We start from the raw sequence: 22328 nt of genomic DNA, 5'->3' as shown, positions 1-22328 counted from the left end.
ACACGAGGAGTAAACACGTGTACATCAGCACTAAAATTGTGGACGACTTTGTCGCCAATGGCGTCGAATTTATCACGACCGTGCCCTGCAAGCAGCTCGCCGGAGTCATCGACGAGGTCGAAGCGCGCGAGGAAATCCATCACATCCCCTCGAACAAAGAAGACGAAGGAATGGGGCTCTGCGCCGGTGCGTTTATGGGCGGCAAACGACCTGCGATCATCATGCAGAACACCGCCATCGGTGTCACCATCAACACTTTGGCGACATTAACGCAATTCTATCGCATGCCTCTGCCGATGCTGATTTCCTACCGGGGCGAGTTACGTGAGCCCGTAGCCTGCCAAGTAGAAATGGCAGTACATACGAAAGCTCTGCTGCAACAAATGCTCATCCCGACCTATCATTTCCACAAGGAATCGGATGCGGATGAGCTTGATGCCATTCTGAAATACACGTTCATGTGCAACAAACCTGTGGCCATCCTGACGGATGCGTCCTTCTGGGGAGGCTACGGAGACCAATGATCCGCTCTGAAATCCTGCGCGAAATTGCGCCCATCCTGCGTGACCAACTGGTCGTTTGCAACATCGGCCTGCCGAGTCAAGAACTGCATATGATCGACGATCAGCCCACTAATTTCTACATGCTGGGCACCATGGGGTTATCTTCCTCTATTGGCCTCGGCCTCGCCTTGGCACAGGACAAAACCGTTATATCCATCGACGGCGACGGCTCAGTGCTGACCAACCTCGGCACGCTCCCAACAATCGCAAACAATGTTGCCGACAACTACATTCTGATGATCATCGACAATGGCAGCTATGGTTCGACTGGCGACCAACCCACCTATGCCGGCAAGAAAACATCGCTCTCTGCGGTTGCGAAAGCCTGCGGGTGTGAGAATGTAGTCGAATGTCAGGACATCGACACCGGCGAGGTTCTGCAAGCGGCGATCGACAGCAAGAAAATGACAGTCATTGTTGTGAAATGCGACAGCGGTAACATTAAACTGCCTGTTATCACAATGGACCCGGCCGTGATCCGTGATCGCTTTATGAAGTCCGTACAGGCCTAGGGGCCTTGAGCGCGAGCGCCATCCATTCCTACAACGACGCCCGGCGCCTTGCGCGCCGGCGTCTGCCTTGGATGGTTTTTGACTACATTGATGGTGCGGCGGGCGAAGGTATTGCCGAAGAACGCAACCTCGCTGCGTTACGCGCCATCGAATTGCAACCGCGCGTATTGGTGAACGTCAAAGACCGTGATCTGAGCATGCCGGTCTTTGACCACGCGGGGCAAGCGCCCTTTGGAATCAGCCCCATGGGCATGTGCAATCTGTCGGGACCCGGCGCGGATTTAATGCTGGCGCGAATGGCCGCCAAATACCAGGTGCCTCATGGCGTCTCTACCGTTGCATCTACCAGCATGGAGCGCATTATTGAAGTTGCGGAAGGTCATGCTTGGTTCCAACTCTATTTCAGCGGAGATGGCAGCGGTACAAAAAAACTCTTGGATCGCGCGAAAACGGCAGGCTACCGTACTCTGGTGATGACGTTGGATGTTCCCGAGGTTGGCCGCAGGCCGCGTGAACTGCGCCGAGGATTTAAAATGCCTTTTAGGATCGGACCGATGCAATTCATCGATTTTGCCCTACACCCACGATGGTCCATCGCAAGCCTGATAGCAGGTGCACCTGATCTGGGAAACTTCCAGCAAGACGGATTCACCTTTGATCGTACGGAAAGCCGTGCCCTGGCCGATTGGGATTTCCTGAAAGAATTGCGCGACCGCTGGGATGGCAATCTGGTCGCAAAAGGTGTGACCGATGTTGACGACGCCAAACGTCTCAAAGCGGAAGGCATTGATGCGATACAGGTGTCCAGCCACGGCGGGAGACAATTGGATTCTGCGCCACCGCCCATCCTCGCACTCAAGCGGATACGGGCAGCCTTGGGTGACAGCTATCCCTTGTTTTATGACACCGGAATCAGATCTGGAGAGGATGTTGTAAAGGCCTATGCCATGGGCGCGAACTATGTGTTTTTCGGTCGTGCGCTGCAGTTTGCCATTGCCGCTGGGGGCCAAGCGGGACTGACACAGTTCTGGCAGTTGATTACCGATGAAATTGGTCTGACGCTGGCGCAAATGGGACAGGTTTCGCTGCCGCACCATGCACCAACCCGTACCCAAACTACTGCGAAATAATATCTGCCACGCGCGCGGCAATAGCTCTGCTGGCTTTTGGAGAGGGATGAATCCGATCTCCAGCATGAAACGTGGTGTCGCCATGTGGCACCATGGTGCGCAACGAAACGAAGTGAACGCCTGGATCAGCCTGCGCCATTCTTGCAATCCGTGCCTCCAGCTCATTTGCCTCTTCGCGGCAATGCTCGATAATCGAACCTCGGCCCGGGCTGCGCAGATATCCGATGTAGATCACCTGGGCACCGGTTTTGCGCAATGCAGTCACATTGCGCGCAATCTCCCCACTCGCGCCATCCGCAGCGATCATCCTGTCCATTTTGGTATTACACTTTAAACAGCCACAGCCCAACCAAAGGTCATTTCCACCACCATTCATGACGATCCAGTCCCAATTACCAGCTGCATATTGTTTGGAGATGTTCAGACCCATCGCGCCGCTGATCGGCAAATTGTACAGAACCCGAGCCCCCACAACCGAACGATCGATAACGGGTTCGCCCAGGATCTGCTCAATGCCGTCAGAAACGCCCATGTCATCGCCCGCATGCCAGGCCATCATGGAGTCGCCCATTGCTAGAATACGCGGGGACTTGTCCGCAGGAACATATTCACCGCATCCGGCCAGCAAACAAACCACTGCACATAAATTCAAATACAGAAACTTCATGCCGGTGACCCCCCTGAAAATCTCTCGCATACACCCGATAAAAAAAGGCGAAACGAACACGAAAACTCATAAGGCGGGAGTTCTGAGAAGAAATTAATTTCGCAGACGGGATTGCATTCAAAGACCCAGCAATTTCAGCAAAATTTACGTCATTTTATAAAGGGCACGCATCAATTTTAGAAACTTTGCGTGCCAGCCAAGTTGGCGAGTTCGCTGAAATCAACTTTGAGCACTATATTCGATGATACGCGTTGCAACCTCCTAGGCGCGATTACGTCTCAGCTTTCAATCCTATCTGACTCAATCCGGTACGGCGATGTGAATTCATACCCCGACGCCAGCTTTCCAGTTTAAATGCTGCGCACCAGCAGCAGTTAGCATCCAGTTTTTAGCTCATACCCAAACAATACCCAGCTTGGAGTGCTGAACAACTCCAGGTAAACAATGCCCACGCAGCCGACACTTTAACAGTCCAGCAGGCTTAGTCTCAAAAAAGGCGTCGTTGGTGTTTCACACCACGGTTCGGAGAAGGCAAAAAACTTAAGCTGCAATTTTTCGTGACAATACCTCTGCCATAGTTGCTCCCATCGAAGATGGATTTGGTGCGACGGTGATGCCAACCGCGCTGAGCATTTCAACTTTTTCCTGCGCGCTTTCGCCGAAAGCGGAAATAATAGCGCCCGCGTGGCCCATTTGCCGACCTTTGGGTGCGGAAAGCCCCGCCACATAGGCCACAACCGGCTTGCTCATGTGATCGCGCACATAGGCTGCGGCCTCAGCCTCTTGCGGGCCTCCGATTTCGCCCACCATCATGACGGCATCCGTTTCCGGGTCGGCCTCGAAGAGCTCAAGGATGTCGCGAAAGGACGAACCATTGATCGGGTCGCCGCCAATGCCGACGGAAGTCGACACGCCGATACCCAAAGCTTGCATCTGGCTGGCGGCCTCATATCCCAAGGTGCCTGACCGACCGACGATCCCGACGCGTCCCGGCATGTAAATATGAGGCGGCATGATCCCCATGAACCCTTTGCCTGGCGAAATCATTCCCGCACAGTTCGGTCCAATGAGACGCATCTTGCGGTCTTTGGCATAGCGACGCAGGAACCGTTTTACGCGGATCATGTCTTGTGCGGGGATCCCGTCGGTCACACAAACCGCCGTCCGAATACCAGCATCAGCGGCCTCCATCATGGCATCGGCAGCAAAGGGTGGCGGAACGAAAAGCAAGCTTGCTTGCGCACCTGTTGCCTGTACTGCCTCGCGTACAGTGTCAAAAACAGGCCGGTTCAATATGCTGCTACCGCCTTTGCCCGGCGTGACACCAGCTACCACCTTGGTGCCAGCTTCGATCATTTCCTGGGTGTGGAATTGTCCGATCCTACCTGAAATGCCTTGTACCAAAACTTTGGTTGTTTCATTGATCAGAATGGCCATTTTCGATCCTCCTTTAGGCGGCGACTGGGGTACAACGATGAGCGACGGCGGCTTGCGCCGCTTCGGCCAATGTATCGGCTGTGACAATGGGCAAGCCCGAGGCGCGCACGATCTCTTGACCCTCTTTCACATTGGTGCCTGCTAAACGCACAACAACAGGCAGGGTCAGACCGACGTCTTTGTAAGCTTGCACCACGCCCTTCGCGATCCAGTCACACCGGTTGATGCCCGCAAAAATATTGACCAACACCACCTGCACATTTCGATCGGTCAGCACCGTTCGAAAGGCCTGACAAACCCTTTCCGGGCTGGCCCCGCCGCCAATATCAAGGAAGTTCGCAGGTTCGCCGCCTGAGAGCTTGATCATGTCCATCGTCGCCATCGCGAGACCGGCACCATTGATAATGCAACCGATGTCACCATCCAATCCAACATAGGCCAACCCATTGTCGGCCGCGGTGGCTTCGCGTGGGTCTTCCTGCGCAGGATCACGCAACGCGGCAACTTGCGGGCGACGATAAAGCGCGTTGGTGTCAAAGCTCATCTTGGCGTCCAGTGCGACCAAGTCCCCGGTGCCTGTGATGACCAGCGGGTTGATCTCCACCATCATCGCGTCAAGGTCGCGATAGGCGCGGTAACATGCATGCAAGACACTCACCATCTGCGCTACCTGCCCACCGAAAAGCCCAAGCGAAAAAGCAAGCTCTCGGGCTTGGTATTCGGCAAGCCCAACCGCCGGATCTATGACCATACGCCGCAGGCTTTCCGGATCATCCTCCGCCAGATCTTCAATTTCCATGCCGCCATGGGCGGAGGCAACGATCATGATCCGTTCGGTCTTCCGGTCGAGAACAAAGCCCAGATAGAGTTCTTGCTGGATGTCAGAAGCAGTTTCGACCCAGACACGATACACTCCTTTTCCCGCCGCATCCGTCTGTTTGGTCACCAGATTCTTGCCAAAAAGGGTGCTCGCGTAGGAGCGCACTTCTTCGTCAGATCGACAGAGTTTCACGCCACCTGCTTCACCACGACCGCCTGAGTGGATTTGCGCTTTTACAACCCAAGCCTCGCCGCCAAGCTCGCGTGCCCGATAGCCCGCCTGTTCAGGTGAATAAGCCAAACCGCCCCGCGGCACGGGCACGCCGAAACCTGCCAGTATTTCCTTGGCTTGATATTCATGAATGTCCATCTTCGCCTCCCCCTGTTTTACGCTAGACCCGCGCAGCAATCGCCTTAGCCACATCGATCACATTCTGCGCCATTTTCTCTGATGCTGCGTCGATCATCTTGCCGTCCAATGAGGCGGCCCCACGACCTTCGATTTCTGCTTTGCGCAGCTCGTCAATGATGCGCTCGGCCTTCGATACCTCCGTTGTCGGCGGGCTGAACACCTCATTGGCGAGAGCGACCTGGCTCGGGTGGATGGCCCATTTGCCCTCGCATCCGAGGGCCGCCGCACGTTTTGCTCCGGCCTTGTAGCCTTCGGGATCAGAAAAATCGCCAAACGGCCCGTCGATCGCACGCAACCCAAAGGCACGGCAGGCAATGACCATCCGTGTGATCGATGCATGCCACTGATCCCCTGGATAGTCCGGGTTCAAGCCGCCAATGTTGACGGTTCTGGCGCGCATGGAGGCGGCGTAATCCGCCACACCGAAGTGCAGCGCCTCCAAACGGCCCCCAAATTGAGCGATTGTCTCAACATTGGCCATGCCCAAGGCAGTTTCGATCAACGCCTCAAGCCCAACCCTTGTCTTTAGACCCTGTCCCTGCTCGATCTGATTGACCATGGCCTCCACCATGTAGAGATCAGCTGGCACCCCGACTTTTGGGACCAGCAAGGTATGAACCTTGTCGCCAGCTTGTTCCATGACATCGACCACATCACGGTACATGTAATGCGTATCAAGACCATTGACCCGCACTGATACTGTCTTGCCTTTGGCAGCCCAATTGATGTCGTTGAGCGCTTCGATCGCATTCTTTCGCGCCTGCTCCTTTTCGGGCGGCGCAACTGCATCCTCAAGGTCCAGGAAAACGTAATCTGCCGGGCTGTCTGCGGCCTTTTCGATCATTGTGGTATTGGAGGCTGGAACCGCGAGTTCTGAGCGTTGCAGACGCTGTTTGCGCAGCGGGTGTAAAGTATGGGACATGATATCTATCTTTGCACTTGAACGAGTTTATTCGGCTGCGACTTGCAACGGAGTTTGCATTTCATCCTGATGAGCAAACCAGCTTTGTGCGGCTCCGACACCTGAACCCAGTTGAATCTGAGCGCCTGCCCGCATCAGTGACATTTCGGCCAGCGACAAAGCCGTCAGGCACATGCCTTCGTTCATGTCCCCTAGGTGCCCGATGCGGAAAACCTTACCCGCCAGCCGCGCAAGGCCTGAGCCGAAGGAAGCGTTGTAATCCTCATATGCAATACGCAAGACGTCGCGCGCATCTACGTGATCCGGCACCCGAACGGCAGATACGGTATCGGAATGCAGTGTGTGATGCTCTGCCACCAGATCCATACCCCAAGCCGCAATTCCGAGGCGCACACCTTCGGCCAGTCGGTGATGGCGGGCGATCACATTGTCCAAGCCTTCATTCTTTATCCGATCAAGAGACGCACGCAGGCCATGGAAGAGCTGCGTTGGCGGCGTGTAGGGGAAATAGCCATCCGCGTTCAACTTCAGCATGTCATCGAATTCGAAATAGGCCCGGCGCGAGGTCGCATGTCGAGAAGCTTCCAACGCCTTTTCACTCACACCCAAGATGCCCAATCCTGCAGGCAACATCAGCCCCTTCTGGCTACCTGTTACGGCCAGATCTACACCCCATTCATCCATGCGGAAGTCAATCGATGCGACGGAAGACACGCCATCAACAAACAGCAACGCATCGTGAAAACACTCGTCCATTACACGGCGAACTGCCGCGACATCCGACGTTACCCCGGTTGCAGTTTCGTTGTGCGTGACAAAAACCGCCTTGATCTCATCCTTTGAGTCCGCGCCGAGCCGGCGGGCATATTCCTTGACCGGAACGCCGGCGCCCCATGGCACGTCAATCACCTCTACATCGAGTCCGAGGCGTTCAGCCATCTCTACCCAAAGGGTCGAGAATTGCCCAAACCGAGACATCAAAACCTTGTCACCTGGATTCAGAGTGTTGGTGATGGCGGCTTCCCAAGCACCGGTGCCCGATCCCGGATACATCATCACGCGCCCGGTCTTGGTCCGCAAAACGCTTTTTAGATCCTCAAACAGGCCTAAAGTAAGATCTCCAAAATCCGGCGCCCGCATGTCCTGCATGGGCACGTTCATAGCTTGCCTCACTGATTCTGGTACATTGGTTGGACCGGGGATGAAGAGATGTGTTTGACCTGTTCGCATGCGAATTCCTCCTTGATTCGCAATCTTTATGCACACCATGACGGGAATCCGGAAATGGAACCGGGTCATGCTGTGAACGCATAAATTTACAAATATCAGAGTTGTAAATTTGTAAAAATTGCGCTACTAAAGTATATGAAAACCTTCATTGGACCGCACCTCAGACGCCTGCGCGTGGATCAAAACCAAACGCAAGCACAAATGGGCAAGGCGCTGGGGATCAGCACCTCTTACGTGAACCTGCTTGAAAAAAACGAGCGCAGTGTTTCGGTCTCTGTGCTTCTGAAACTGATGGAGGCTTACGGCGTAGACTGGCGTGACATCGCAAAGGATGACGAAGCATCGAAACTGGCCGATATGCGTGCCGCCCTGCAAAACCCAATCTTTGAACCCGCGCGACCAGACCTGCCACAATTGCGCGCCGCTCTGGCCCACAGCCCCGATCTGGCCAACAGCTTTCTGCAATTGCATCGCGCTTATCTCGCGGTATCGGACCAATTTATGAGCCTGGCCGGAACGGCTGACGGAAATGAGGCGCTTGTCCCTGCGTCGCCGGAGGCAAACGTCCACAACCTTTTTCGTACGCAGCAGAACCACTTCCCGGAGCTGGAGACTGCTGCAGAAACTTTTTGGGCGGGCAAAGAGGTCCCGGTCGACGACGTTTATTACGCCCTCAAGTCACGGTTGCGTCACAAGCTGAGTTTGAACGTGCGAGTCGTGCCAACGGATGAAATGCCCAATACGTTGCGAGAATATGATGACACATCGGGAGAGGTCCGCCTCTCGGAGGCGATGGATCACCCCAACCGCGTGTTTCAACTTGTCCATGTTGCCGCTCTGATCGAGCATCACGACCTGCTCGAAGGTCTCCTAAAGCGATCAGGACTGGAGGACCCGCGAGGCCGGGCGCGCTACCGGGTGGAACTGGCAAACTACTTTGCTGCGGCCGTTTTGATGCCTTACCAAGCATTTTTAGATGAGGCGCAAGCCAGCAAGTATGATTTCGATCACCTGGCGACGCGTTTTGGCGTCAGCTTTGAGCAGACCTGCCACCGCGCCACCACCTTGCAACGCGCCGGCGCCAAAGGCGTACCCTTGTTCTTTTTACGGATAGACAAGGCCGGCAATGTCACCAAACGCTTTAATGCCACCGATTTTCAGCTTGCGGAATATGGCGGCGCCTGTCCCCGGCTGGAAGTCCACACCTCCTTTCGAACACCCGGTCGCATTGTTCCGCAATTTGTTGAGCTTCCCGACGCAACACAGTTTTTTGTGTTCTCCAGAACTGTGGATCGGCCGAGTTTTACGCGACACTCGCAAGACGTACGACTGGCCGTGGCCATGGGGTGCAGCCTGGATCATGTGGGCGAGATTGGATATGCGGATGATCTCAGCATCGCGGCGGCTCGCATGACCAAGATTGGCATCAATTGCAGGGTGTGCCCGCGTATGGACTGTGATCAGCGGGCACATCAAACCGTCATTCTGGCCAACCCGGTAGACGAAACGCGGCGCGGCGCCACGCGGTATTCATCTTGAACAAAAGACAAGTTTCAACCCGCTCGTAAAATCCAACACGCCCTCCAACCTGCCGCCGATGCGGTTTGAATGATGGAACGCGATTGCCCCGCTGCGATCTCATTGCAATCAGCCTTTGGGGGCGAAAGAACCTGCCACCTTGGCAGAATCAACAAAGAGTCAACGCAAAGGTTAATTTTCTTAGCGGTAACCTTGAAGGGCGCCGAGGTGCCGCAATGAATCCGCCAGTAGATTGGATGCTTCAAGGAGAAGGTCACTTGTTACAAAACCAAACCCGAAAGACCAATATGTATGCCAACAGCCACTTTTCGAGGCGCGCAGCAAGTCTCATCCTTCAGTCTTGCGTTACGCTGTTAACTCATTTCGACAAAAGCTAGGTAATATTGTTACTTTCCGCTATTCTCATAACGCATAGATTTTTATGTGCTTTTGAAAAAAACTTTTGAAAAGTAAATTATTTGGAGATATTTAGTATGTCTGTTCAAGAACAGTCAATTGTTGCGCAGTGGAATGAACTAACCCTGGAAGCCATCCGCGAAGGAAGCGCCAAACCCACAGCAACCACCTATCAATTGCACCTAGCAAGCTCGGCTGTTTACGATGCCTGGGCCGCTTTTGACCCGGATGCCTACGGGCACTACTCTGAGATCGATACGGATCTCTCAAACACAGATGACAACAAGGCTGAAGCCGTAAGCTTTGCCGCCTATTCAGCATTAAGCGCTCTTTTTCCAGGTCAGCAGGCACTGTTCGACGCATTCATGTTGGAACTGGGTTACAATCCCGCTGATGCGTCGACAGATACGAGCAATGCTGCTGGGGTTGGCACATTAGCAGCTCAAAACGTCTTCGAAGCACGTGCCGATGATGGGTCGAACGCAGAAAACGATTTTGAAGATACCACCGGCTATTCCCCGATCAACTCTGCTGAACCAGGTTCTGATGCAGCCCCAGGCGGCGCCGATTTCGACGCAAATCACTGGCAACCTTTACGCGTCGCGACAGGAACAGTGACAGATGCGAACGGTGTGCCGATCATCGATAACTCCGATCCTAACAGCTATGTGGACCAACAGGCTTTGACGCCGCACTGGGGATCCGTGGACAGTTTTGCCCTGGCGTCAAATGATCAATACCGTCCGGATGCCCCGCCGCAATTGGGCGATTTTTCACCCTATGTTGACGGCACAGGCATGGTCACAACCAACGATCAGGCCTATCGCGACCAGATTGCGGAAGTGATGGCAATTTCCGCTGGTCTGACAACCAAGCAAAAGGTCATCGCAGAGTTATGGGCCGATGGTCCGCGCACGGAGTCGCCTCCTGGACACTGGAACCAGATTGCACAGGACATCGCGCTGCGCGAAGGGCATGGAATCGATGAGGACGCCAAGCTGTTCTTTGCCGTGAACGCCGCCGTTTTCGATGCGGGCGTCGCGACCTGGGAGGCCAAATACACGTATGACTATGTCCGCCCGCAATCGGCCATCCGCGACTTGTTTTATGATCAGAACATTGATGCATGGGGCGGTGTCAATCAGGGCACACAGCAAATTTTGGGCCAAGAGTGGCAACCTTATCAAAACGTGACATTTGTCACCCCACCGTTTCCCGAGTATGTCTCGGGTCATTCAACATTCTCAATGGCTGCAGCGAAAACCATCGCCAGTTTCGTGGGTTCCGACACATATTACGACGGGACATCGTTGAGCAACTACGACCTCGATGCTGTCGCAGGAACTGACCTTCTGGGCCGCTACGAGACAGATGAACTGGCTTTTGAAGAATTCGGTGGTGGCCCACCCGTCGTGCTGCAATGGAACACGCTAACCGAGGCCGCCGAAGAAGCGGGCATTTCACGACTCTATGGCGGCATTCATATTCAGGATGGCAACCTCAACGGTCTCGAAGTTGGGAAAAAGGTCGCTGCCAATGCTGAAATCCGCTGGGACGCCCTTTTTACGCGTGGCGGGGATGATGCCATCAATACGGGCCGAGAAGGTGGTGGTCTGACCATTGCCGGGGCGGGGAACGACACCGTAAGTGCAGGTCGGCGAGACGATACCATCGAAGCCGGATCAGGTGACGATACCGTCGTGTCCGGGCATGGCTCGGATACGGTTTTTGGCGGTGACGGGGATGATATCCTGCGTGGTGGGCGCAAAAACGACCTTCTGATTGGCGGCGACGGCAATGACGATTTGAACGGCGGACGAGATGATGATCGCCTCGCAGGCGGCGCGGGCGATGACAACCTGAAAGGCGAAAGAGGAAACGATGTTCTGCTCGGGGAAGGCGGCAATGACCTCTTGAGAGGCGGAAGCGGCAAAGACTTCCTCGATGGCGGTGCAGACGACGATGTATTGTTCGGGGGTAGCCGCGCAGACAATCTCAACGGAAGCAGCGGGAACGACGAAATTTTTGGCGGACGCGGCAACGACATCATCTCGGGTGGTGATGACGACGACGAATTGTCCGGCGGCGAAGGCAACGATTCCTTTGTCTTTGAGTTTGGCGAGAGTGGCGTAGACACGATAGTCGATTTCAACGCCAATCAGGATCAATTGCATCTCGTTGGCTTTGATCCGGAAGCGGAAGTTTCTTTTGCTGCCGTCGCAGGTGGTGTTAGCGTCGCGGTGAACAGTCAGAGTATTGCGGTGCTCAATGGCGTCGCCGCAGATGAGTTGACGGTGGATGAAAACGTCATCTTTTTCGACAACCTTATTGCATAAACAAAGATCTGGCGCAGGGTTGGTTCGCGACACCAGGTCGGATTGGCTAGAAATGCCGTTTTCCGGTCTTGCGTTAGCTGCGACAACGGCCAATCTTGCGCCGAGCTGGCGACATCTAAGCCAGTCTAACTGACGGCAACCAAGTGATTGTCAAACGACACTCCATGCCGAGCCAGCGTTTCGAACTTGTCGTTTTTGAAATGATGGACACCGCCAAAACCGTCAGTCACCAGCGTTTGATGTGACCCACGCGCAATGCCGCACACGTCGCCTCGGCGCAGCAAAACTGTTCTATGTGATTTCAGATCAATGACTTGCGCCAGATCCCCGCGCGGGAAGGTGACGCCAATGTGATCAGAGCCCAGCGCAGCAATACTGCCGGCATAGCCATCAAGCCGATGCAATACCTGCGCCTTCATATCGATCAACCGCAATCCTGCACCCGGCGCATAGAGTCCCGCAATCGACGGGGCAGCATAGGGATCGCCTTGCCATTGGAAAGCGCACGCGACCCTTCCATCCTTGAAGGCGGAGATATGACGCAGCGAGTTTTTATGCCATTCGTCTGGCAATTCTGCCATATCTAAAAACGTTCCGCTTGCGTCGAGAATTGTCAGGTTTGGCTTCATACTGTCGAGGTTGAGCTTTTCACGGCCGGTTTTCGGATGGGTACGGATGCCGCCATTTGCCACGGCAAAATGGTCCGTTCCGGGCAAGCGAACAATTTCGTGCGGCCCGATGCCGTTCGATGTGATTTCGCCGACGCGTTGGTACGTTTCCCCGACCCGCCACAAACCAATGATCCCGGCACCCGTTGCGATGTCGTTTTCAGTCGTCAACAAAAGTTGTCCATCGCGCGAAAACGCGCCGTGGCCGTAGAAATGGCGCCCAACGGGCGTCTGTAGCGTCTGCTGTAACCCGCCGTGGGTGCAATCCAGAACCAGCGCAAAGGTACCGGGCCGACGGGCAAAAGCCACAGCCTGAGCCTTGTGAGGATGTGCCGCCGCCGCGTGACCGCGCTCCGGCAAGCCAAGCCTGAAGGCAATTTCTCCGTCGCTCCGCAACCCCAGCAAATGGTAGCTGCCGTCACCCGCGCGCGCTGCGCTAAGATGGCTCGGCGCACCAGCCGCTGCCCAGCCAAGAGCGGGACACGCCACTGCGGCAACCGCTGCGCCGATAAACCTGCGACGGGTGGGCATATCAGTCTCCATCCAGAGAATTGAAGCCCGCGCTGATGCCAAGCGCCGCGCCTACATTTTCTGCCACCAGTACCTGCACATCGCGCAGACTGCGCTGCAGCACTTCTATTTTGAAACGGCGCGCCGGATCTGCGACGCCTGAAAACGCAGGGTCGTCCAAGGTTTCAGCACGCGCGATCGCAGCATCAAATGCCCTGTTCACATCTGGCAATGACTCATCAACGAATGCATTTGTCAGATCCTTTGTCGCTTGCAACCCAAGCAACACATGACGACTGCTGCGCTCGGTTCGGCGGGCTTCCGCACGTAAGGGGCGGGGTCGGTCGAATGTGCCCAAAGGACGGCCCAACCTCTGATCATGCATGAATTCCAAAGCGGTGGAAATCGACGTGTAAACAGCGCGTTCCGCGTCCTCTTCGGTTGAAAAAGCCACTTCAGAACTCGCATCAGGCTGCGCGAATTGATCGCCGTAACTGCCCTGCCAGTCGCCAGCCAGGTCCTGTGCCACGCCAGCGATATGTGTCGCGATGGCCCCAATAAAGGCGCAGGCATAATGGGTGTTGCCCTGCGGTTCCGTCAGCAACCGTTCGAGCGCCGAAAACCCCTGTGCTGCAACCGACACTTGGGCGAATTCTTCCGATACAAATACTGCTCCGTCTTCATTGGAAAAAAGCCGGTTCAATGCTTTCCCTGTGCGGTCTTTGGGATCCGGCCAAAATGTCAGAGACAGGGAAGTGCCGCGCGTTTCGATTGGGCCGAACTGTATGTGGCTAATCGCAATCCACGCGTCATAAGCCTCGTGGTAGGCGGACAAGACTGCCTCCGCAGAACAGTCATTGCGCGCCACGCTATTCAATTTTGCAGCCGCTTCTGCGAATGCCGCATAGCGCGGCACTATATGATCTTCCCGAACCGTGGACAAATCCGCCGACGCAGAGGTTGATGCCAGAACAGCGCTGTAAATTATGACCAAAAACCGCATCACAAGCTCTCCAAAAATCGAATGAGTGCGTCACGGTCTATCTTTGGCAAGTTTACGACCCGCTGTTTTGCCGCTTCTGCTTCCCCGCCATGCCATAGAATGGCCTCCAGCAGATTGCGCGCGCGACCGTCATGCAAAAAGTAGGTGTGACCCGACACTTGTTGGGTCAATCCAATCCCCCAAAGGGGTGGCGTACGCCATTCCTGCCCGGTTGCCCGACCTTCGGGTCGGTTGTCCGCCAATCCTCGGCCCATGTCGTGCAAAAGCATGTCCGTGTAGGGCCAAATCAGCTGGAAGCTTTGCTCCGGCTGATCTTTCAGTCGATGCGTCACATGTTTGGGCGTGTGGCAGGCTGTGCAGCCAGTTTCATAAAACACCTGCTTTCCCTGCAACACTTCGGGATCACCAACATCCCGCCGCGCCGGAACGCCCAGATTGGCCGAATAATACGTCACCAATTCCAGGCCCACGTCAGAGATTTCGGCATCGTCATGCGCGCGTGTGTTTCCATCCGGTGCCGCCTGACAGCGCGTTTGTTTAACAGTGCAATCGCCGAAACCCTGCGGGTTGAGCGAGGATGAAATACCAATATCGCCGCTAAAAGCACCCGCGGTTTGCTCCCAAACACTTGCTTTTCCTGCTTTCAGTCCGAAACGCCCGAGCATGGGTTGCTCATCGGCCGAAGACATCACAACATTGGCCCGCCCCGAGATACCATCACCATCTGAGTCCTCGGGATCCGCCCGCGCAAGAATGTCGGCTGCCGGAACAGCACCAAGTGACCCTAACCCGATCATCTGTGGCGCAACTCTTGCGCTGATCATCACGTCAGGGTGTAGCGGTCCATAGCGCAGATCAACGAGTTCCACGTCCGGTTTGCGCAGCGAGACCTCTTCACCGTCAGAAAGGATGAGCGTTTTTTCTGTGTATGTAATTCGGACACGTGCTTCCGCCGGGTGTCCGGCAATGCCAAAATCCTGGATCTGCCCGCCGTAAACCGGGTCTGGCCGGGTGGCAATGTATCCTTCGATCTCTGCGATCATGTCCGTTTCGTCCGGGATGGAAAGGCGTATGAGCAGGGATGTGGCGGAGTCGTCAACGTTTTCAGGCGGATGCCCGCGCCCGTCTTTCAAATGACAACGCTGACAGGAGCGTGCGTTGTAGAGCGGACCCAGACCATCAGAGGCCAAAGTCGACGATGGGGACGACACCCATAGCTTCTTGAACAGTCCATTGCCGACCTTGAATTCCAGTTCCTTTTCAAAGGAAATATTGGCGGACGGTTGACTGAACGCATTGTTTGTCCTGGTTGGACGCACCGTGGCCGCACCGCCGGAATTTTCCTCAAACTGTTCTGGCCGCGAAAAATCATTCGTTGGTGCAATGATGGCTTCGATGCGCGCCACTTCCTGATCTGTGCGCGGTACAAACTGAAGATGCAGGTCCTGAAGGTCATCCGCACGTAGGACCGTTGTACAAAGAGCGCAGATCAATACACTCAAATTTAAGCCAAATTGTGTAGGAATCATTGCAGTCTCCACTATACCCTATAACTATACTCAGGAATTAATTTTGGCGAGCCCTTACGCTCGTCGTGTTTTGTCAAAGAGCCGCGACATGGTGCCACTGCTCCTTCCTTCCTCTGCATCGGCGTCAAAGAACAATGAGACGCCTGTCGGATTACGCCTTGGTCCCCGTGCAAGGAAAATTCTCACTCATCTGCGTCTTGCAGCACTTGCATGTCGCGCTGCGGCCCGCACAGACATCTTTGAAGCTTGCGCATTGCTGTCGCTGGACGGAGAAAACGCCAAGCAATCCTATACCGATACTTTGGTGAAATGCCTTGGCGGCGCACTGAACACGCCCATCATCTGGCTTCGACCCGGTGTTGAAGAGCTTTCGTTTGACGAAGCCTGGCTGATGCGTTGCTTTGAAAAACTCGCGTCCAAGGAAAATCCCAACTTGAATTTTCTGCTTTGTTCTCGTGTGGCCCCTTCGCAACGCCGATACATCCGATTTTTGATTGCGCGAATATCCGACAGATTTCCTCTGGATTAGAATTATTCTAAAAAGGCCTTGGCAAGCTCGGATCCTGGTTTATGTTCTGCTCGTAGCCAGCCAGCGCGCAGCCAGCCAGCCGAATTCAATCTGAAAAGGAGTGCGCAGATGACGCAGACAGCAGCCGCAATGACGACTGACGCAAAAACACAAATTGCCGAGGCCCTGAACCAAGCCGTCGCTGAAACGGCCGTAACAACAATGCTGGCCCAAAACTTTCACTGGAACGTGACCGGGATGGCCTTTGGTCCTTTGCATGATCTGTTTCAGAAAATGTACGAAGATCACTTTGTCGCACAGGACGATCTGGCTGAACGCATCCGCGCGATTGACGCCTTTGCCGAGGGCACCCTTGCGGGCATGCTGAAGCGGTCGAAGGTGAAAGAACATGAAGGCACGGCAAGCGACAAGGAGATGATCCAAAGGATGCTTGACGCTCAAATGACGTTGGCCAGCACCCTGGCGGGTGCGGGTGAACTGGCTGCGTCTCATGGTGATACGTTGACCGAAGATCTGTGCATCGCTCGGGGCCAAGAGCATGAAAAATTTGCCTGGTTCCTCCGCGCGCACCTTACCTGAAGAAAAAATTTACGGGTCGCCCTATCAACACTGGATGATCATGTTGATTGCAGTTCGTCGTTCCAAATTGGCCTCCCGCAGATCTTCGGCCGGTACAACAAATGGTTTCCGTCTACTGGCGATATTTTTGATCAATTGCAATCTGCCCGTGCAAAGCATTGAATTTGACATAAGCCGTCATGCTCCACGTCGGCGGAAACCAATTTAAGTGTAGAACTTTGCTCATCTGAATGCATTTCGAACCTGTTTGTAGTCGAAGTGCAAAAGCTGTGCTAAGCTTTTTTCATTTAGCAAAGTGGGGTATATTATGACTGAAACAGCCAATGTTATGATGCATATTACTGAACTTCGGGTCAGCACTCAGTATCAAAAAGCCATTAGCAAAATTCAACTCGCCAAGCCTGAAGACATCAAAGCTTGGTCAACGCACAAAAACTGTTCTGAGTACGCAGACCTTCGCATTGCGATCGGCATCTGGGAGAGACTTGCCATGACAATCTCGCACCTGGGCGCGGAGCAAGACAAAGTCTACAGTTGTACACCCGTGGGATTGATGTGGGACATACTGGAACCGGCAATCGCAAATATTCGGGAAACAGAAGAACTACCTAACTACGCGTCACAATTTGAAAAATTAAAAGACGACTACGAATGTTGGGGCAAAACAGAGAGTGGCAAGAACTTTGGCTCGATATCTGATCAAGCGATTTGTGCTCTGTTTGGTTAGATCGTTCCGGTTGTGCAATCTGCGCCAAATCTATCTGACATATTGACCCCAAATCCCGGTACTGTTGCGACCGGTTCTATGGCGGCTGGCCTTTTGCGGCCCTTCATTGTCCTTGGACAAAGCGACGAAGGGCCGATTTTTGCGCAGAGCATCGCTCACTATTGGCATGCATTTGACTCCGTCAACCTGCCGCGCTTTGCTTTGCAGCGTACATTGCCAAGGCGGTTTCGGTCGCAGGCTCTGACCGAGCTTGGCCAGTCGCAATACATTGCAGAAGACCCGCGCTTGGTCCCCTCGGATCTGCGCACTCAGAAGTGGGACCAGATGTGCGTCGCCCTTGATCGGTGGCAAGATCTTTCGAATCTCCACCGCAGCCGTCTTGTACTGTTGTTGCACGCACTTTGTTTTTACGAAGTAATCCCAAAACTCCTGCCAGCTCTGTCAAACGACGACTTGACCGATCCGATCGATGCGCAACTGAGTTATTTGCGCGCCTCTGCTGTCTACGTGCTTGGCCTGCCAAATCGTGTCTCAGACTACGGGCATGCGGACCTCAGTTCATTCGCGCATATGGCCCGTTCGCCGAATGTTGCCCCTCAAGTCGGGTTTGATGCCGCGATCAAAATTCTGACCCATCTGGCAAAGAACGGCGGAAGCGAAACAGAACTCACGACCTGGCAAGACTGCGCCTCAGAACATTTGTCAGCCTTGCACCGCTTGCCGAATGCGTTTGACGCCACGCTATGCGAAAGCCGCTTCCATCGAGCCGCGGCATTTATTCCCCAGCGACGCGGTCATCAGCAGGATGTTGTAAAAGTCATGGATGCAGCAGAGGCCGCTGCAAAAGCCCTGAAACCTGCAAACGAAGCGCAGGAGCTACTGCGACGGGAAAACCTGCATCCCTTGCTCGAAAGCCGCACCAAAGAAGCCATTTGGCTTGGGGACCATGACGCCGCGCTGGAAAGAGCCCATCAGGTCACGCAAGTTGATCCCTTTGAAGCCAGAGGATGGTTGGAATTGGGGCAGGTTCTTATGGCACGAAAGGACTTCTCAGAGGCTGCGAATGCCTACGTCAAAGCCGCTATGATTGGCCCGCCGGCTTCAGCAATTGCCTATCACATGGCTGGCATATGTTACCTCGAACTCGATCAACCAGTCCTCGCGGCGCTCTTGCTCAAGTCTGCTGTTGATCTTGATCCTGGCGCGGTATCGACGCGACATCATATTCGGGAACTGCCGGACGATGTGATTTTGCAGGAACTCAAAAAATGGAGCCTGCGAACGGCCCAATTCTAGCTTGGCAGCAACGAAATCATTCCCAATTCTTCGCTCAGCTGAATGCTGCGGCGCGCGAAAGTGTCCGCTTCACTTGTTTTGCCGACGTCACTGTACAATAGCGCAAGTTCGTTTAGGCAGTTCACCTTTGTTGGCAGCAACCCAAGCGCTTCAGACAATGCAAGCGATGATCGCAGGCATTCCTCGGCTTTGCTCTTTTCACCGACGCGGGTATGGATGCGGCCGAGAACGTAAAGTGCAAATGCTTCGTTCGCACGCTCGCCCAACGACTTGGCAAGATCGACAGCACGCTGCCCGCTGCGCAAGGCATCATCCCCCTTGTTGACCGCCAAAAGCGCATCGCTCAGATAGGCCAGACGCAATGAATGTCGCGCAACAAAGCCCTTTTCCTTGGCAAGGGTGACTGTTTTTTCTAAAAGCGCCATGCCTTCATCCGGGCGCCCGCTCAGCACATAGGCATAGCCCAAATGAAGCGCTACAAACGAAAATCCGACCGGGCTGTCGGCAAAGGCCTGATCGCTTAGTGCGTGCTGAAACTCTTCAATCGCTTGTTCGGTCATGCCACGCCTAAGCGACGCAACGCCGAGTCCCAGATAGGCGTATCCGATGCTAAAAGGATGGCTGGCTTGCTGCGCAATCAACAACCCGGCCTCGCCCACCTTTCGGCTTTCCTCGAATTCTCCCAACTCCGCCAAGCTCCAGGCAATAAAACTCTGTGAAAACGGCAGCGGCAAAACGAAAAGTCCGAACCGTTCTGCAGGGTTGTCTTTGGACATCGCGTTAGCGTTCCACTGAAAGTGGCTCACAGCTTTTCGGTAGGCACCGATGGTGTGATAGGACAAACCCAGCGGCAGGTTTGTCACAACCCGCAGTTTGAGGTCTGATGTCGTTTCTGCAATTTCAAGCGCACGTTTGCCCGCTTCAATGGATTGATCATATTCGCCCACAATCCAGAAATGATCTGTCAGGTATGACTGCACCCAGCCACTTCTTGATTGATCGCCGTGGGTTTCTGCCAGCTTCCGTGCTTCTTGCAAGATCGCATAAATCTGCTTTCTATCTCCCAACGGCTGTACGGCATTTCGAAGGAGAAAACGGAGATCAATTTCCAAAGTCGCCTTATCGGACCCAGCTGGGAGTTTCTGCATCGCAACAAGGGCCCGGTTATAAAACGCGGCTGCCTGTTCAAATGCATTTCGGTCGGCGGCCGCTTCTCCAGACCGGCGCAGGTAAGCAACAGCCTTTGGCCAGTTTTCGCCAAGAAACGCATGGTTTGCCAAACTTTCAGAGTGCTGTTCAAGTTGTTGAAAGAAAACCCGTTCCGTCTCGTCTACGATGGCTGCGTGGATGTTTTTGCGCGACTCCAAAAGCAGGCTGGCATAGGCGACTTCTTGCACCAACACATGTCGAAAGACATACCACGCGTCGTCTTTCTGGATTTTCAAAGTCACAAACCCGCGTTCTTTCAGAATGTCAAAGCTTTCGCTCAGGTCGCCGGGGTGATCCCCTTCCACGGCAATGAGCAAATCAATTGGCCCGGTCAACCCGATGACCGATGCAACTTGAAGCAGAAATTTGCAATGGTTGGGAAGACCGTCAATCCGTGACGCCAAAATTGTGCGCACTGTCGATGGCAGGTTGGTTTCCATTGCAAACTCGGATGACTTGGTCTCGGCCCAAGCATCCCAAAGTGCACGATCCTCAATCGCGGCGCGGGCCATTTCTTCTGCAAAGAGCGGGTTTCCTTCACATTTTCGCACCAGGCCATTGTTCAGTCGTTTGGTGTCAGGCTTGTCACCGAAAATATTGCCAATCAGGATTGACGCGCTCTCATTGTCCAGAGGGTTGATTGTGAGACGAAGGCTATCGTCAGGCAATTGAACAATGTTCTCATGGCCTTTTCGGCAACTGACGATAATCAGCATCCGCGACGCTTTGGCATTTTCCACCAGATCAGGAATGAACTCGGACGTAGCGATGTCCATCCAATGGAGGTCTTCGAAGACAACGATCACTGGCTGCAATTCGCTTTGCAAAATCAAAAGTCTGGCGATCGCGTTTTCAATGGCTTTCGCGCGCGCGTTTGAATCCAGTGCAGTGAAGGGATGATCAGGCTCAAGGGCGTCAAACAGGTACAGCAATGAAGTTGCAACATCGTCCTGATCCAGCGAAAGCTCCTCCATACGCAGGCGAATTTTGTTTCTTATGTCTTCGCTGGCATCAACCGGAGAAATATCGAGATATGACTGCAGCATCACTATGATGGCATAGTAAGGTGCTGTATTGGCATAGGATTTTGCGTAGCTCTTTAATACAAGAAATCGGCTGGCTGCCGGTCGCTGAAGAAACTCGCGAATAAGTCTGGACTTGCCAATGCCCGCATCTCCTATCAGTGAGACACATGCCAATTCACCCCGATCCACAAGCCCCAACATGCGATCCAGTTGTGCCAGTTCGACATCTCGTCCGACAAACTTCGAAAGCTCCTTGCTTGCGGGCTCTATCAGGACCGGCGCATTGTGCGGGTGCGGTGCGACCTTGTAGACCTGTACAGATTTCGTCACCCCTTTCACCTTCATGGGTCCAACATAGGTGAAGGGTATTCTGCCGTTGGTCAGTTTTACGGTCTCAAAGGTGGAATAGATGCAGCCAGGCTTGGCTGTCTGCTCCATGCGCGAGGCAAGATGGACGGCTTCACCGATCGCTCCATAGGTGCTGACCTTTTTACTTCCAAACACACCAACGACAGCCTCACCAGAATTCAAACCGATCCGGACCTGGATGTTCAAACCCTCGACCTGCAAAGCCTTGCTGTCGAAGATTGCTTGGATTTGAATTGCGGCCAACGCGCCAGCGACCGCATGGTCTTCCAAAGAAATCGGTGCACCAAAGAGCGCCATGATCCCGTCACCCAAGAACTGCATGACAACGCCATCATGCGTTTCAACGGCTTCCGCCATGGCTTCGAGAATAGGGTTCAATGCTTTTTGAGCGTCCTCTGGATCATTATTTTCGACCAACTGGTATGATCCGACAACGTCCGCGAAAAGGATCGTCACTTCTTTTCGCTCCGCAGATATGTCGAGCTTGCGTTCCGCGACAAAGGGTCGGCCTTCGTTCGAAAAGCCGAAATTGCTCTTTTCGTTTGTCCCCACTTTCAGTTTACAGCCGCATTGAGAACAAAATTTCTCAAAGCCATCAAAGACCCAGTTACACCGCGGGCAGATAGATCGGCCGAAACGGTTCGTTGGGCTACTTACCATTTTTGGCATTCCATGAACTAGTGAGCAGTGGTCTGGCTTTTTTCTTCAAACATCGTAAAATCACACCTGCGCCTAAGCAAGCTGTAGTTGCGTGTTTGGGTCAAGATCAAAACACGCCACCAATTGATGCAAAAGGTGCAACTTTACGCTTCTCAATGTTCAGGGCACGTGCGTCCAAGAAATACTGCAGCCTCCTCACCAAGCACTGGCATTTGACTCGACCCTGCAAATTCGGCTGAAGTCTCTCGCAATAAGATAATA

Annotated in this window: 18 protein-coding genes; 9 read left to right on the top strand and 9 right to left on the bottom strand. The window is 54.1% G+C overall.

The window, feature by feature from the left end; genetic code table 11:
* The first annotated feature begins 17 nt into the window (after window positions 1-17).
* Genes comD through AB8B75_RS06770 form a run of 3 tightly spaced genes read left to right on the top strand, consistent with a single transcriptional unit; the run spans window position 18 to window position 2205 of the window.
* Entirely contained in the window at window positions 18-524 is a 507-nt protein-coding gene (gene comD, locus AB8B75_RS06780; protein ID WP_405360896.1) for a sulfopyruvate decarboxylase subunit alpha, read from the top strand.
* Window positions 521-1075 (top strand): sulfopyruvate decarboxylase subunit beta, encoded by a 555-nt coding sequence (gene comE, locus AB8B75_RS06775; protein WP_405360894.1) that lies wholly within the window; start codon window positions 521-523, stop codon window positions 1073-1075. The genes comD and comE overlap by 4 nt, the downstream gene beginning before the upstream one ends.
* 5 nt (window positions 1076-1080) lie before the next feature.
* Window positions 1081-2205: an alpha-hydroxy acid oxidase gene (locus AB8B75_RS06770; RefSeq protein WP_405360892.1), complete on the top strand. Its 1125-nt coding sequence runs from the start codon at window positions 1081-1083 to the stop codon at window positions 2203-2205.
* Here AB8B75_RS06770 and AB8B75_RS06765 read toward each other — a convergent pair.
* The 5 genes from AB8B75_RS06765 to AB8B75_RS06745 form a co-directional block, all read right to left on the bottom strand.
* Complete coding sequence (locus tag AB8B75_RS06765) at window positions 2192-2872, bottom strand: SGNH/GDSL hydrolase family protein (RefSeq protein ID WP_405360890.1); 681 nt, start codon at window positions 2870-2872, stop codon at window positions 2192-2194. The genes AB8B75_RS06770 and AB8B75_RS06765 overlap by 14 nt on opposite strands.
* Before the next feature lie 540 nt (window positions 2873-3412).
* Window positions 3413-4309, bottom strand: a complete 897-nt coding sequence (gene sucD / locus AB8B75_RS06760) for a succinate--CoA ligase subunit alpha (protein WP_405360888.1) — start codon at window positions 4307-4309, stop codon at window positions 3413-3415.
* Window positions 4310-4322: 13 nt separating this feature from the next.
* The gene (locus tag AB8B75_RS06755) at window positions 4323-5498 is read right to left on the bottom strand and encodes a malate--CoA ligase subunit beta (RefSeq protein WP_405360886.1); all 1176 of its coding nucleotides are present in this window, start codon (window positions 5496-5498) and stop codon (window positions 4323-4325) included.
* Window positions 5499-5520: 22 nt separating this feature from the next.
* Window positions 5521-6462: an HpcH/HpaI aldolase/citrate lyase family protein gene (locus AB8B75_RS06750; protein WP_405360885.1), complete on the bottom strand. Its 942-nt coding sequence runs from the start codon at window positions 6460-6462 to the stop codon at window positions 5521-5523.
* Window positions 6463-6489: 27 nt separating this feature from the next.
* The gene (locus AB8B75_RS06745; protein WP_405360884.1) at window positions 6490-7692 is read right to left on the bottom strand and encodes a pyridoxal-phosphate-dependent aminotransferase family protein; all 1203 of its coding nucleotides are present in this window, start codon (window positions 7690-7692) and stop codon (window positions 6490-6492) included.
* Window positions 7693-7827: 135 nt separating this feature from the next.
* Here AB8B75_RS06745 and AB8B75_RS06740 point away from each other — a divergent pair, with 135 nt between their 5' ends.
* Window positions 7828-9231 (top strand): short-chain fatty acyl-CoA regulator family protein, encoded by a 1404-nt coding sequence (locus tag AB8B75_RS06740; RefSeq protein WP_405360882.1) that lies wholly within the window; start codon window positions 7828-7830, stop codon window positions 9229-9231.
* Window positions 9232-9704: 473 nt separating this feature from the next.
* On the top strand, window positions 9705-11963 hold the full coding sequence (locus AB8B75_RS06735; protein WP_405360880.1) for a DUF6851 domain-containing protein: 2259 nt from the start codon (window positions 9705-9707) through the stop codon (window positions 11961-11963).
* Between the two features lie 125 nt (window positions 11964-12088).
* Here the strand turns inward: AB8B75_RS06735 and AB8B75_RS06730 are convergent, their stop codons facing one another.
* Genes AB8B75_RS06730 through AB8B75_RS06720 form a run of 3 tightly spaced genes read right to left on the bottom strand, consistent with a single transcriptional unit; the run spans window position 12089 to window position 15673 of the window.
* Complete coding sequence (locus AB8B75_RS06730) at window positions 12089-13162, bottom strand: DUF1513 domain-containing protein (protein ID WP_405360878.1); 1074 nt, start codon at window positions 13160-13162, stop codon at window positions 12089-12091.
* Between the two features lies 1 nt (window position 13163).
* Window positions 13164-14144: an imelysin family protein gene (locus AB8B75_RS06725; RefSeq protein WP_405360876.1), complete on the bottom strand. Its 981-nt coding sequence runs from the start codon at window positions 14142-14144 to the stop codon at window positions 13164-13166.
* Window positions 14144-15673, bottom strand: coding sequence for a di-heme oxidoredictase family protein (locus AB8B75_RS06720; protein WP_405360875.1), 1530 nt, complete (start codon window positions 15671-15673; stop codon window positions 14144-14146). The genes AB8B75_RS06725 and AB8B75_RS06720 overlap by 1 nt, the downstream gene beginning before the upstream one ends.
* An 88-nt stretch (window positions 15674-15761) precedes the next feature.
* Between AB8B75_RS06720 and AB8B75_RS06715 the strand changes: the two genes are divergently transcribed.
* The 4 genes from AB8B75_RS06715 to AB8B75_RS06700 all read left to right on the top strand — a co-directional run bounded on the left by AB8B75_RS06715 (window position 15762) and on the right by AB8B75_RS06700 (window position 18804).
* Window positions 15762-16202 (top strand): hypothetical protein, encoded by a 441-nt coding sequence (locus tag AB8B75_RS06715; protein WP_405360873.1) that lies wholly within the window; start codon window positions 15762-15764, stop codon window positions 16200-16202.
* A 108-nt stretch (window positions 16203-16310) separates the two neighbouring features.
* Window positions 16311-16781 carry a Dps family protein gene (locus AB8B75_RS06710; RefSeq protein WP_405360871.1) on the top strand — a complete coding sequence of 157 codons (471 nt, stop codon included), beginning with the start codon at window positions 16311-16313 and terminating at the stop codon, window positions 16779-16781.
* A 307-nt stretch (window positions 16782-17088) separates the two neighbouring features.
* Window positions 17089-17508 (top strand): hypothetical protein, encoded by a 420-nt coding sequence (locus AB8B75_RS06705; protein ID WP_405360870.1) that lies wholly within the window; start codon window positions 17089-17091, stop codon window positions 17506-17508.
* 78 nt (window positions 17509-17586) lie between these two features.
* Window positions 17587-18804 (top strand): tetratricopeptide repeat protein, encoded by a 1218-nt coding sequence (locus AB8B75_RS06700; RefSeq protein WP_405360869.1) that lies wholly within the window; start codon window positions 17587-17589, stop codon window positions 18802-18804.
* Here the strand turns inward: AB8B75_RS06700 and AB8B75_RS06695 are convergent.
* On the bottom strand, window positions 18801-21863 hold the full coding sequence (locus tag AB8B75_RS06695; protein WP_405360867.1) for an ATP-binding protein: 3063 nt from the start codon (window positions 21861-21863) through the stop codon (window positions 18801-18803). The genes AB8B75_RS06700 and AB8B75_RS06695 overlap by 4 nt on opposite strands.
* Between the last annotated feature and the right edge of the window lie 465 nt (window positions 21864-22328).

The organism is Roseobacter sp., assembly GCF_045106495.1.
Lineage (GTDB): Bacteria > Pseudomonadota > Alphaproteobacteria > Rhodobacterales > Rhodobacteraceae > Roseobacter.
This window is presented reverse-complemented; position numbering and strand designations above follow the sequence as displayed.